At 76.3% G+C, this 13515-nt stretch carries 7 protein-coding genes; 4 read left to right on the top strand and 3 right to left on the bottom strand.

Translation table 11 applies throughout. The features are described from left to right. Positions 1-205: 205 nt before the first annotated feature. The 3 genes from PV342_RS25015 to PV342_RS25005 all read right to left on the bottom strand — a co-directional run bounded on the left by PV342_RS25015 (position 206) and on the right by PV342_RS25005 (position 3585). The gene (locus tag PV342_RS25015; RefSeq protein ID WP_354795364.1) at positions 206-760 is read right to left on the bottom strand and encodes a P-loop nucleotide/nucleoside kinase family protein; all 555 of its coding nucleotides are present in this window, start codon (positions 758-760) and stop codon (positions 206-208) included. 72 nt (positions 761-832) lie between these two features. Continuing rightward, a complete protein-coding gene (locus tag PV342_RS25010; protein WP_500318718.1) occupies positions 833-2710 on the bottom strand; it encodes a hypothetical protein in 1878 nt (625 codons plus the stop codon). Positions 2711-2862: 152 nt separating this feature from the next. Further along, positions 2863-3585, bottom strand: a complete 723-nt coding sequence (locus tag PV342_RS25005) for a transporter substrate-binding domain-containing protein (protein ID WP_400807077.1) — start codon at positions 3583-3585, stop codon at positions 2863-2865. Positions 3586-3767: 182 nt separating this feature from the next. Here PV342_RS25005 and PV342_RS25000 point away from each other — a divergent pair, with 182 nt between their 5' ends. From PV342_RS25000 to PV342_RS24985, 4 genes are all read left to right on the top strand, one after another. Beyond that, complete coding sequence (locus PV342_RS25000; protein ID WP_400807075.1) at positions 3768-4622, top strand: DUF4132 domain-containing protein; 855 nt, start codon at positions 3768-3770, stop codon at positions 4620-4622. Then, a complete protein-coding gene (locus PV342_RS24995) occupies positions 4619-9604 on the top strand; it encodes a hypothetical protein (protein ID WP_500318717.1) in 4986 nt (1661 codons plus the stop codon). Before PV342_RS25000 ends, PV342_RS24995 begins: the two co-directional genes overlap by 4 nt. Then, positions 9601-10770 (top strand): ATP-binding protein, encoded by a 1170-nt coding sequence (locus tag PV342_RS24990; protein WP_500318716.1) that lies wholly within the window; start codon positions 9601-9603, stop codon positions 10768-10770. Before PV342_RS24995 ends, PV342_RS24990 begins: the two co-directional genes overlap by 4 nt. A 10-nt stretch (positions 10771-10780) precedes the next feature. Next, the coding region (locus PV342_RS24985; RefSeq protein WP_500318775.1) for a DUF5682 family protein at positions 10781-13515 on the top strand (2735 nt) is incomplete at its 3' end.

Raw genomic sequence — 13515 nt, 5'->3', positions numbered from 1 at the left:
GGGCCCCCAGGTGCGGTGCATCGCAAGGCGGAGGATCGTCCTCGTAGTGGGCTACTCGGACGATTCGACAACGCAGCGAGGCGCCGTGCCAGGCGTCGCTGAGTGGGGGCACCCCCGGCCGAAGGTTGGGGGAGGGCATTTGACGACAAGGCCTAAGGCGCCGGGCGGGAGGCGGACAAGCGCTTCGCGCACACCCCGCCGTGCGTCACAGCGCCGGGAAAGGGCCGCCCGCGATCCGCAGCGCGAGCTGTACGACGTCCACCGGGCGGGTGGTGTCCACCCGGTGCACGCTGCCCAGGCCCAGCGGTTCGGCCATCTCCGTCCAGAACCGCCACTCCTCCTCGGGGAACCGCGCGCCCTCCGTGTGCACCGGGTGCCGCGCCGCCGCCCGCTCCCGGAACCTGCGGCGCGCGGTGTCCGGCGGCACGGCGCACCACACCTCGTGCACCTCGGACGCGCCCGCCCGGGCCAGGCCCGCGGCCACGACGGGGCGCATGTGCGCCAGCCACGGGCTCTCCAGCACGGCCCCGACGGGCGCGTCCGCCAGCAGCGTCCACAACGTCTCGCCCGCCGCGGCCCCCAGGCTGCGGCTCCACTCCCGCGTGCCGCTCCCGGCGGGGCGCAGCGCGGCCAGCGCGTCGGCCAGGGTCTCCTTGACGGAGTCCTTGCTGAACAGCGGGAGTTCCAGTTCGCGGGCGAGCAACCGGGCGAGGGTCGTCTTCCCGGCGCCGGGCAGTCCGTTGACCAACACAGCTAACATGCCGCGACCTTAACCACGCCACGGGCGGGAGTGGTGGACGCCGCCCCTTCCGTGCGCGCGGCACCCCGTGCCTCACGGCTGGGCGGCGGCCGCCTCCTCGGTGACGTCGATGCCCGTGAACCGGGCCCAGTTGCGCCCGATCTCGCCCCACGCCGTCACCGGCCCGCCGCCCAGCCGGCCGGTGAACAGCGGGCGCAGGTCGGTGTCGCGTTCCGCCCAGGCGGCGGAGAACTGGCTGCGGGTCACCCGCAGACTGGTGTTGAGCTGGACGACGGCAGCCCGTGCGCAGTCCTCACGCCACTCGTCGTCCGTCCAGGCGGCGGACCCCGCCGGGGGCCGCGTGGCGAGCGCCAGGCTGAGGAAGCACGCCGCGTTGTAGTTGACGAGGTATCCGGCGGCGGCCCGGTTCGAACCGCGGTGCCGGGGCGCGGAACCGGAGATGCCCGCCCGGCTGTGGGTGTCCCCGCCCACGTGGTCGGCGCCCGAGTGGTGGTCGGCGTAGAGCAGCCTGCGCATCCCCCAGTCGGGGCCGTCCCACAGCCGGCCCCAGCGTGCCCAGCCACCGGTGACCTCCCGCGCCACGTCCCGGAACGCCGTGCGCAGTTCCCCGGGAGGGGGCGAGCCGTTCGCGCGCAGCACCTCGGCGGCGCTGGCGATCCGCACCGCCCCGCGGAAGGACCGGCGGCGGGTGCGCAGGGAGGGACGGGGCCGCTCCATGGCCCACCACTGCCGCCAGTAGCGGCGTTCCCCGAGGTTGCGGCGGCCGGGGAGCAGGGTGCGGGCGTACCGCCGCAGGATGGCGCGCCGCGACAGGCGCCCGAGCAGCAGGTCCAGGTGCTCCCGCGAACCGGGTTCGCGGCGGCTCGCCCGCTCGTCCCGGTGCGCCGGGTGGCGGCTCTCCTCGGCGCGGGCGATGGAGAGCCGGTAGGCGGTCTCGACGTGCTCGGGCCACAACTGGACGCAGTACGTGTAGATCTCGACGGCCCGCCGGATGTGGTCACCGGGGTCGGTGACGCCGGGGAACTGGCCCATCAGCTCCCGTACGCCCGCCTGGTGCAGCCGGACCGTGAGGTTGCCCGGCACCAGCGCCGCCGCCTCCTCGAAGTGCCTCAGGGCCCTTTCGTGCCCGGCCCGTTCGCCGTCCACGTCCCGGCGCTTGTTCGCGGCCAGCGCGTCCTCCTGCGCCTTGGTGCCCAGGCGGTAGAGGAGGTATGCGTCGGGGTCGTCGCCCCAGCTCTCCCAGCGGGGGATGCGGTCCTGCGAGCGCGGGTCGGCGAGGATCTTGACGGTGCAGTAGCAGGCGATGCGCTCGTACAGCTGCCGGTCGGCCTCGCGTCTGTCCCGGTCGGTGGCGCCGGGCTCGACCTCGCGGGCCTCCATGAGGGTCGCCGCCACCACCGTGTTCTTCGGCATGTACAGGATCCGCACGGAGAAGCGGGCCGGCTGGTCGCCCGTCGACAGGCGGTGCAGCATCACGTGGTAGGCCCGGGGGCGGAAGAACGCGAGCCGCTTCATCACGTCCACCCAGCCGTGCGGGGAGGAGGCCGTCTCGGGCGCCGGATCGGGCCCGATGGTCGTGCCGCTGCCGGGGGTGAGGACGTTCGGGCCGAGCGCGTCGGCGGCCATGTGCTCCGTGATGTACGCGGCCAGTTCGGCGGTGGCCGCGGACTCGTGGCCGTGGTCGGGGCCGCCCGGCCCGCCGCCGTTGCCGCGGTGGCCGTTGGCGGGGCCGCCGAGCAGACCCCGGTCCTCGCAGACCACCACGGGCAGCAGCCGGTTGCCGCGATGGCGCCGCAGCAGCCCCGAACCCAGCCGTACCAGGCCGATGAACACGGCGACCGCGAAGATGCCGAGCACCCACACGGCGGTGCCCCCGGACTGCTGCCAGAACCCCTCGGGCCACGGGCCGCCGTCCCCGGCGGCCGCGGGCGCGGCGAAGACCGTCCCCACGGCACATCCCCCCGTCACATCCCCCTTGTGCACCCCTTGGTGATCCCCGCAACCGGAGATCACCAAGCCCGCGCAAGGGCGGCGAATCGCCTGCCGCCCTGCCATCAGGGGGCATTGCGCGGCGTACGGGACGGATCGCGCCGGACGGGCCGTCAGGCGGGCGGGGCGACCGGCGTCCCCGTCTGCCCGGCCCGGCGCAGGGCGCGGGCGACGAAGCCGTCCGCCTTCAGTTCCTCGACGACCTCCCGGAGGAAGGCCACCGACTCCGGCAGCCGGTTCACCGTCGTGCCCACGGCCTGCCGGATCTGCATGAACGCGCCCTCGACGAGACGGACGTCGGGGTGCCGCGCGACGTACTCGGACATCGGCTGCCCGATCCCGGCCGCGACCTCCAGGCCCTCGGCGCGGAAGACGTCCACGCCCTCGTCCCCTCGGACGACGGTCGCGTGGCGCAGCGTGCGCGACAGGAAGAGGTCGTAGGCGGAACCGCGCTTCACCCCGATCCTGACACCCGCACGGTCCACCTCGTCCGCCGTGGTGAACCCCGAGTCGCCGGGCACCGCGAACACACCCTCGATCAGCACGTACGGAGCGGTGAACGCGACCTCGGCCTCACGGGCGGGCTCGATCGCCAGGAAGCAGACGTCGGCCCGGCCCCTCGCCATCGCCTCGTACGACGCGCGCGCGGCGTCGAAGCACACGAACTCCACCGGCACCTGCAGCCGGGCGCCCACCTCGCGCGCGATGTCGACGGTGACACCGCCGGGGGAGCGCGCGGTGCCGTGCGCCAGCACCGGGTTGCCCAGGTTGATCGACGCCCGCAGGACGCCGGTCGGCGCCAGGTCCCTCACGACGGCAGCAGTCACGGTCCTCACGGTGCGGAGTGTAGGCCCGCCCTCGCCGGCCGCCCGTCAGGGCCCCCGCCCGCGGCTCCCGGCGGCCGTCGCGAGCCCTTCCGGTTGCGGCCGGGCGCCTTGTCAACAGAGTGGCGGGGGCGTTGTCAGTGGCCTCGCCTAGTGTTCCGGTCACTTGATCACGGCGTTGCAGGGAGGCACGCATGGGGTGGGTATCGGTGGGCGACTACGAAGTCGCCCTCGACGAGGGGAAGGTCGTGTGCCGCAACGCGGCGGGCCGCCGGCTGAAGTCGGTGCCCGCCAAGCTCGCGGACGACCCGGTGATCACGGGGCTGCGGCAGCTCACGGAGTGGCTGGAGCGTCACGAACGCCGGTGCCTGGCCGACGTCGAGCGCTGGATGGTGCGTTCGCTGCCGGTGCCCCTCGCCGTGATCGGCCGCGTGTGGCCCGACCCCGCGTGGCGGGCGGCCCTGCGGGACCTCGTCGTCACCGGGGAGGACGGCCAGGTCGCCGGCTTCCTGCGGGACGCCGGCACCGAGCGCGGCCTCGGCCTGGTCGACCTCGACGGCGACACTGTGCGCATCGCCCCCGACATGGTCCGCATCCCGCACCCCGTCCTCCTCGACGACCTGGCGGAGCTGCGGGAGTTCGCCGTCGAGCTGGGCGTGGAGCAGAAGGCGCAGCAGCTCTTCCGCGAGGTGTGGCAGCGGCCCGCCGGAGTCGACCCGGAGGGCACGCTCGTCGACGAGTACGCGGGCGGCACCTTCAAGGAGCTGCGCTTCCTGCACGGCCGCGCCACCTCCCTCGGCTACCGCGTGCGCGGCGGGCACTCCGTCTGCCCCGTGCTGGAGGACGGCCGCTCCGTCGAGGCCCGCATCTGGATCGGCGACTACGACGGCTGGAGCGAGACCGAGACCGGCTCCCTGTCCTGGACCGACACCGCCGGCAAGACCCTGACGTTCGATCAGGTCGGGCCCGTCGCCTGGTCGGAGGGCATGCGCATGGCGGCCGCGCTCTACGCGGGACGCGACATCGAGGACGAGGAGCAGGCGGCATGACCACGTACGACCCCACCACCACGGCCGCGCTGCTCGACGCCGGCGCGGTGCTGCCCCCCGGCACCACCACCCGTGAGGACGCCGACACGCTCACCGTCCGCACCTACACCCACCCCGTGCTGGACGACCGGCGCGTCGTCCGCCTCGTGCCCGGCACCCTCGGGGAGGCCGAGGACCTCGCCCTGGACTTCCTCGGCCTGACCCGCGAGGACGAGGCCCCCGAGGTCGGCCAGGTCCGCCGGGAGACCCTCGGGTTCCCCGCCTGGGCCCTGGTCAACGACCCGGCCAACGGGCACCACGCGCTCGCCCTCGTCAAGGACGTCGAGCGGCTCGCCCGGATGGCCAAGTCCCGTGCCGGCGCCGCCAAGGACGGCTTCGACGCGCTCGCCGAGCGCCTGGGCCGCGCCGTACCGCACTTCCTGCCCACCTTCCACGAGCAGGCGGCCCGCGTCTTCCTCCAGCACGAGAACACCACCTACGCCGCCGCCTTCTTCGGCAAGGCCCGCGCCGCCGAGCGCGTCCACGGCCTCGCCGTCGACGAGGACCGGCAGCGCGCCGTCTTCCTGGAGTTCGCCTTCGCCGGCGCCCTCACCGTCAAGGCCCTGAAGGAACACGTCAAGGACCTGGCGCGGCGGCTGGACCCGGCCGAGGCCTGGCGGCAGTTCCGGCAGCTGACCGTGGAGCGCTGCGCCGCGGGGATGCCCCCGTACGCGTCCCTGCCGCAGGACGCCAGGAGCCTGATCAAGGCCGCAGGCCTCGACCGGGTCACCGAGGAGTGCGCCCTCGTCGCCGACCTCGTCGCCTCGCCCGCCGTCGTCCGTGCCCCCGGGTCCTTCTGGACCGCCTACCGCGCCATCCTCGCCGTCCTCGCCGAACGCGAACCGGCCGTCCGCGCTCGGCTTCTGGAGATCATGCCGACCGGGCTCGGGCACGATGCCGCGGGCGACGAGCTCTGGCTCGCCCTGCTCGTCGAGACCGGCGCCGACACCCTGCTCACCGGCGAGGCGGGAGAGGCCTCGCGGGTGATCGACGCGGCGGACTGGCTGAGCCGCTGGGCGAGCCACCGCAAGCACGGCTCCGGCGCCTCCGAACGCTCCGCGGCCACCCTCGGCCTCGTGACCCGCATGGCGCCCCGGCTGCGGGCCGACGGCAGGCCCGTCGACCTCTTCACGGGCCGCTGGCAGCAAAGCGCCGAACTCGACCTGCTCGACCTGTGCGCCGCCGAGGGCGTGCCGCTGACCGTCCCCGGCGACGACGTCTCCGTGCACCTGCCGCTGCGCCAGTGGCTGGAGTCCGCCGACCCCGGACGCCGCGACCTCGTCGCCACCGGCGCCGACCCGCGTCTGCGCCGCCTGCTGCACCAGGCCGTGGGCCGCCTCGGCGAGGACCACGGGCTGCCCGGCGTGGTGGAGGCCCTCGCCGGCCACCCGGTGCTCGGCGACGTCCTGCACGCGTGGCTGGACGAGGCCGCGGGGCAGTTCACCCGCGCCGCCGGTCTGCCCGCCGCGCGCACCGCCGTCCGACGGCTGCGCCCCTTCCGCTCCGTAGCGGGCCGGGTCAACCCGCAGGCCGTGGCCCGGGTCGCCGCGCACGAGGTCGCGCCACTGCTCGGCCGCACCCTGCGTGAGGGCATCCTCGACGAACTGGGGTGGCCCGCCCTCGAAGAGGGCCTGCGCCTGCTCGACACGGCGGTCGCCAAGACCAAGGACCACACCTTGGCCGTCGCCGAGGCGTGGCCCGCGCTGATCCTCAACCGCGGCGACAAGGCCGTCGTCGTCGGGCCCGACCAGGTGCTGCTCGAGCACGACCTGCGCATCCCCGTCGAACTCGACCGCTGGAACCGCCCCCACTTCCGCTGGACCGACGGCGAACTCCTCGTCATGTGGTGGCAGGACGGAAAGCAGCTCGGCTACTGGTCCGCCCGGCCCGCCGAGGTGTTCACCGTCGGCGGCGAGGAGCTCCCGCACTGGTGGTACGGCCACGTCGCCGCCCCGTCGATCCCGCTGCCCGGCGGCGGCCGCGCCACCGGCGGACGCACCCTGCACGCCGGTGACACCGTGCTGCCGCCGGGCCGGCCCGTCCTCGGCGACGGCACCACGCTCTGGCGCCGGGGCAAGCAGGGCGGCCACGAGGTGTGGATGGAGTACGACCCGGCCACCGGCACCCACGGCCGCGCCTCACTGCCCGCCTTCCTGCGCTCCGGCATCCGCGACGGGGCGAGGCTGCGCCAGGAGGAATGCGAGGTCCTGCCGCTGCAACCCGGCCTCGAGCAGAGCCCCTTCGGCACCGATGGCGTGGTCCTGGGCCGCTGGGTCCGCGAAGAGGGGGAGGGAGAGGAGGCCCGGACCGCCACCGGTACGCCCGACGGCCGCACGGTCACGCTCCCCACCCGGGACGGGAGGCGGATCCACCGCGTTCCCCTGGGCGCGCTGCGGCTGCCCGGCGGGGCCGAGCCCGTCGTCACGCTCGTGAACCAGACCGTGTCGCTGTACGCGGCGGGCGACGTCACCCGCGACGGCGAACTGGGCAGTGTGGCGCTCACCGAGCCGGGCGGCGACTTCGCGGCCGGCACCCGCTACGTACCGCCGCTCGCCTACTGGCACGCCCTGCGCCCGCGCGACGAGGGGGCCTCGGCGGTGCTGCGGGCCTTCGACGACGGGCAGGCGACCGAGGTGCTGCGTGTCACCGCGCACGCCCTCGCCGAGCGTCAGGCCGAGGTGAAGCGGGCCAAGAAGTACACCGGCCCCACGGCGGAGGAGGCCGCGCGGACCGCCGTCGCCGCCGCCCTTCCCGCGCTCACGGACGAACGGCTGCTCATCGGGGTCACCGCCCTCGTCCGGGGCACCCTGCGCCACGCCGAGTCCGTCGCGTCCTTCGTCGCCCCGCCCGCCGAGAAGTCCCGGCAGCCGCTCCGGCGCACCGAGGGCATGTTCGGCGACTACAAGCCGCTGCACGGCGACGACCAGACCCTTCGCTCCGCCGGCTCCGGCATCACCGACCAGCAGGGCTACTCCTGGTGGAGCGGCGGCATGGAGTGGAGCGTGCTCCGGCAGATCCGGGCGGTCAACCACGTCCTGTCCGGCAAGGAGGCCGACGGCAAGCCGCTGCCGGACCCGGCCGCGCTGGGCGCCCTCGGCGACGGCTGGCACAGCGAGGAGTACACCGTCCCCGGCATCGGCATGGTGTGGCCGTCCACGCTGGCCGTGCTGCGCCCCCTGGCCTACCGTGCCGCGTCGCCCGTCACGAGTCAGGCGACGCGCGAGGGGCTGCTCCTCCTCTTCGAGGCGATCACCGAGGGCCCACTGGCGGTCCCCGGGAGCGGCCTGCGCGAGATCGTCCTCGGCGAGAGGCACGAGAAGCAGCGACGCGCGGGCCAGGTCCTGCGCAAGGGCGGCCGCACCGTGGTGATCCTCGGCTGCAAGAACATCGACGGCGACCGCGACCGCGTCCACTGGCTTGCCCTCGACCACGACCCCACCGGGGCGTTCGGCGCCGTCGCCCACTTCACCCTGGAGGACGAGACGGACCGCGCGCCCGTCTACCCCGCCGAGCGGCTCGCCGCCGTCGCCCGCCTCGTACGCGACAAGGGCCCCGCGCCCTGGCGCGCCGACGCGCCCGCCGCGCTCGCGGCGTCGACCCGCACGGGACTGGGCCCCGTCCAGGCGGCCCTGATCGTCGCCGGGCGACCGGAGGAGCCGGGCGCCGACGCGCTGGCACTCATGGAACTGAAGCCACGCCAGAAGAGCTTCGGTGACGAACTGCTGAGCCCGGTCCCCCGGCACGACTGCGCCGACCTCATCGGATCCCTGCTCCCCGACGACCCCGCCGAGCTGTGGACCCACGGCCCCGACACGGCCGCCGCGGGCCGCCTCTGGCGGGAACGCCTCGGCTCCGTCGTCCGTCTGCCGGAGGACGTCGCCGCCGGCCTCGCCGGGGTCACCGTGGCGTCCGCCGAGGCCGTTCTCAACCCCGCGCGGACGCCGTGGCTGAGCCGCACCACGGTGCAGCGCCCCGACAAGGACGGGGACCTCGTCCCGGCCGACCCCTCCGCGCTGCCCGGCAGGCAGGACATCACCCGCTCCGTCGCCGCCCTCGCCGGGCTCGCCTACGGTCTGCCGTACGGCCACCCGCTGCGCTCCGCCCTCCCCGAGGGCCTGGCGGCGCTGCGGCGGCGGATGGCCGACCCCGGGCTCCTGCTCGACCTCGACATCGCCTGGTCGGAGAAGGGCGGCCCCACCGCCGTGCAGATCCGCAAGGCGTACGGGCTGCCCGTCGCCGGCGGCGCCGGCTTGCGGGGACTCACCCATGTCGGCGAGGCATTGGTGCTCCGCCCCTGGTACAGCGACACCGAGACGGTGCTCGTCCGGCCCGCCGGGCTGACCGGGGCCGACGATCCCGTACTGGGCCTCGTGGAGGGGCTCGTCGGCGTCCAGGGCGGAGGGGGCGTCCAGGCGCTGCGCGCCGTGCTCGGCGACGGACTCGCCCGTGCCCTCGCGGCGGGTGGTGAGGCCGGCGCACCCGCCGGCCACGCCCAGGACCCCACGGTGTCCGTGCCCGCCCTCGTCACCGAGGTCGCGGCGGCCCACGGCCTGAGCGAGGACGCCGCCGCGCTCTACCTCCAACTGCTCGCCCTGCCCGACCCCACGGACCGCGACTGCGCCCGCTGGACGGGCTGGAAGCCCACCCGTACGAAGAAGGCCCGCGCCGAACTGACCGCGACCGGCCTCGTCGTGGAGGCCAAGCGCCCACGGGCCGGCCGCACCCTGTTCCTGCCCTGCGGCTGGCGCGACCTCAAGGCCCCCGCCCTTCCCGTGGAGACGTGGAAGGAAGGCCTCTACCCCGTCCGCGACCACGCCCGCGTCGTACCGCTGCTGCCCGTGCCCGAGCTGTTCGCCCGCGCCTGGGAACGCGTCCGCGCCGGCGACGCCCCCGCCTTCGAGGAACTCACCACCCGTGCCACCCGGAAGGGCCGCCGCCGATGACCACCACAGCACCCGCCCCCGCCGCGCGGCAGATCACCCCGCCCGAGGACCGGTACGCCACCGAACTCGCCTTCCTCGCCGCCCACGACGGCGGACCGCGCCCGCCCGCCTGGCTGCTCACCCCGCGCGCCGTCGTCACCTTCGTGATGGGCAGCGACGGCCGGGCCCTGCGCCTGCCCGACGACGCCGAGACCGCCGAGGGCGTGCCGCGCCGCCTCGTCGTCGAGGGCAAGTTCGTCGGCGACCGCGCCCTGGTGGAGCGGTGCGTCGTCACCCTCGCGGGGGAGCGCGGCCTGCTCCTCGTCGGCGAGCCCGGCACCGCCAAGTCGATGCTCTCCGAACTGCTGTCGGCCGCGATCTGCGGCACCAGCGGCCTCGTCGTCCAGGGCACCGCGGGCACCACCGAGGACCAGCTCAAGTACGGCTGGAACTACGCCCTGCTGCTCGCCCAGGGCCCCAGCCGGCAGGCGCTCGTCCCCTCACCGGTGCTCACCGCCATGACCCGCGGCGCCGTCGCCCGCGTCGAGGAGGTGACCCGCTGCCTGCCCGAGGTGCAGGACTCCCTGGTCTCCCTGCTCTCCGAACGGCGCATCGCCGTCCCCGAACTCGCGGGCGGCGACGACGCCCTGGCGCACGCCGCGCCCGGCTTCAACCTGATCGCCACCGCCAACCTCCGCGACAAGGGCGTCTCCGAGATGTCCGCCGCCCTCAAGCGGCGCTTCAACTTCGAGACTGTCGGCCCCATCGGCGACCTCGACGCCGAGACGGCGCTCGTGCGCGGCCAGTCCCGCGCCGCCGTCGAACGGGCCGGCGCCCCGTACGAGGTCGACGACGCCGTCCTGGAGGCCCTCGTCACCGCCTTCCGCGACCTGCGCGAGGGCCGCTCCGCCGAGGGCTGGGAAGTCGAGCGGCCCTCCACGGTGATGAGCACCGCGGAGGCCGTCGCGGTCGCCGGCGCGCTCGCACTGGCGGCCGCGTACTTCCCCGGCGACCGGGACGTGCTCGGGCTGCTGCCCGGCCACCTCCTCGGCGTCGTGCGCAAGGACGACCCGGCCGACGCCGCCCGGCTGCTCGGCTACTGGGACGGCCCCGTGCGGCGCCGCGCCGAGCAGGGCTCCCCGACCTGGCGCACCCTGTGGGAGCTGCGCGCCGTCCTGGAAGGCTGAGCACGTGTCCCTGCCCCTCACCCCGGACGAGGCCGTCGCGGTCCTCACCGACCCGTCGGCGCCCTACCTCGTCGGCGTACGGCACCACGCCCCGTCCCTGGCGGCCGCGCTGCCCGCACTGCTCGACGGGGCCGAGCCCGACGTGCTGCTCGTCGAACTCCCCGGCGAGATGCAGGAGTGGCTGCCCTGGCTCGCCCACGAGGACACCCGGGCCCCCGTCGCCCTCGCCGCCGCCCCCGGCGACGGGGGCGGCGGCCCGGCCTTCTACCCCTTCGCCGACTTCTCGCCCGAACTCGCCGCCGTCCGCTGGGCGGCGCGGTGCGGCGTCCCCGTCGTCGCCTGCGACCTGCCGCTCGCGGACCGCGCCTGGGACGCCGGACGCACGACGGCCCCGACGGGCGCCCCCCGGCCCGGACTCCACGCCGCGCTGAGCGCCCGGCTCACCGGCCGCCCCGGCGACGACCTGTGGGACCGCCTCGTCGAGGCCGGTGCCCCGGGCTCACCGCCCGAAGCGCTGCGCCGCGCCGCGCTCCTGACGGGTTGGGCGCTTCGCCGTGACGCCGCCGAAGGGGTCGGAGTGCCGGCCCTCGACCTGCGCCGCGAGCGGTGGATGCGGGCCCGCATCGCCGAGGCCGCCGCGGACGGCCGCCGCGCCGCCGTGGTCGTCGGCGCCTTCCACGCCCCGGCCCTGGTACCGGCCGGCCTGTGGCCGCAGGGCACCGCCCCCGCCGAAGGCCCGGACGCACCGCCCGTACCCGGGGGCGGCGCGGCCTGGACGACCTCCCTGATCCCCTACGCGTACCCGCTGCTGGACGAACGCTCCGGCTATCCGGCGGGCATCCGCGACCCCGAGTGGCAGCACACGGTGCTGGAGGCGGGCGGCGACCCCGGAGCCCTCGAGGAGGCGCTCACCCGGGCCGCCGTTCGCATCTGCGCCGAACTGCGCTCCCAGGGACACCCCTCGGGCCCCGCCGACGCGCGCGAGATCAGCCGGCTCGCCGGCGACCTCGCCCGGCTCCGCGGGCTGCCCGCGGCAGGCCGGGGGGAACTCGTCGAGGCGGTGCAGACCGTGCTGGCCCAGGGGGAGCCGTACGGCCGCGGCCGGGCCGTGGCGCGGGCCATGGAACGGGTGCTGGTCGGCACCCGCGGCGGCCGCCCCGCGCCCGGCGCGCCGCGCAGCGGCCTCGCCCCCGCCGTCGAGGCGGAACTGGCCGCACTGGGCCTGCCCGCCCCCGGCCCGGACGCCGCGGCCCCGGCCGACGCCCGGGACCTGCGCCTGGACCCGCTCCGCTCCGATCTCGACCGCCGCCGCGAACTCCTGCTGCGCAGGCTCGCCGTGTGCGGCGTGCCCTACGCCGAAGCGAAGGACGTCAGGGGAGCGGCCGGCGCCGAGGGCCTCACCACCCGATGGGAGGTCCGCTGGACACCCGCCACCGCGGCCATGCTCACCGCCGCCGGGGTCCGCGGCGTCACCGCCCTCCAGGCCGCCGAGGGCGTGCTGCGCGAACGCCGCCGCCAGGAGACGGACGAGGGCGGCCCCACCGCGGCGCAGACCCTCGCCGGACTCGCCCAGGCCGCGGAGTGCGGGCTGCCCGTGCTCGCCGGGGAACGCCTCGCCGAGACCGGCGAGGTGCTCCCCGCCTCCGGCACCCTCCCCGAACTCCTCGCGGGACTCGCCCTGCTGGACCGTGTCCGCGCCGGGCACATCGCCGGGCTCGGCGCCGACGAGGCCCGCGCCGCCCGCGTCACCGCCGTCGCCGAGCTGCTGACCGCGGCGGCCGTCCGCCAGGTCGACGGCCTCACCGGCTCCGAGGACCCCGCCGACGCGCACGCGCTGCTCGAACTCGCCCACCGCGCCGACCTCCTGGGCGGCGTCCGCCTCACCGACGCCCTCGCACGGCTCGCCGCGGACGGCTCCCCCCTCATGCGCGGCGCCGCGGGCGCCGTCCGGGTCCTCCTCGGGCACGAGGCGGCCGAGACCCTCGGCGCCCGTGCCGCCTCCTGGGTCGACGCGGCGGGCGACCCCGACTCCCGCGCCGCCCTCACCGCCCGGCTGACCGGACTGCTGACGGCGGCCGGCCCGCTGCTGGAGGCGGCCGCCCCCGCGCTGGAACCACTGCTCGACCGCGTCCGCGACCTGCCCGACCGGGCGTTCCTTTCCCGGCTCCCCGCCCTGCGCGGCGGCTTCGACACCCTCAGCCCGGCCGCCCGCGACCGCCTCCTGGCCGCCGTCGAGGAACGCCTGGACGCGGAGGGCATCGCCGACACCGCGGGCTTCGACCCCGTCGCCCTCGCCACCTGGACCCGCGCCGACCTCACCGCGCGCGCGGCCCTGGACCGGCTCGCCCTGCTCCCGCCCCGCACGACGCCGCCCTCGCACCCGGTCACGGTCACGTCCACCGACGGTGCTTCAGCTGCAGCGTCTGTACCGCCCGTCCATGCGCCCACCCGCGGGGACGGGCCCGCGGGCCCGGCGGCCGACGGCGCCTCGGGTTCCACCGGCCCGGCGGCGGCGTTCCCGCCCGGGCCCGCCGCCACTGCGACGCCGAGTGCACCACGCGGTGCCGCCGCGCCTGACGCGGCCGTTCGCGGCGGTGGTCCGGCCGCGGTCACGGCCGCGTCCGCCGGTGGTGCCTCAGGTGTCGTGTCCGTATGGGCCCGCGACGCGGCCACCCGCGGGGACGGGCCCGCGGGCCCGGCGGCCGACGCCGCGTCGGGCCCCGCCGACGCGGCGTCGCCTGGCAC

Origin of the sequence: Streptomyces sp. PA03-3a (assembly GCF_033792735.1) — a bacterium.
Lineage (GTDB): Bacteria > Actinomycetota > Actinomycetes > Streptomycetales > Streptomycetaceae > Actinacidiphila.
This window is presented reverse-complemented; position numbering and strand designations above follow the sequence as displayed.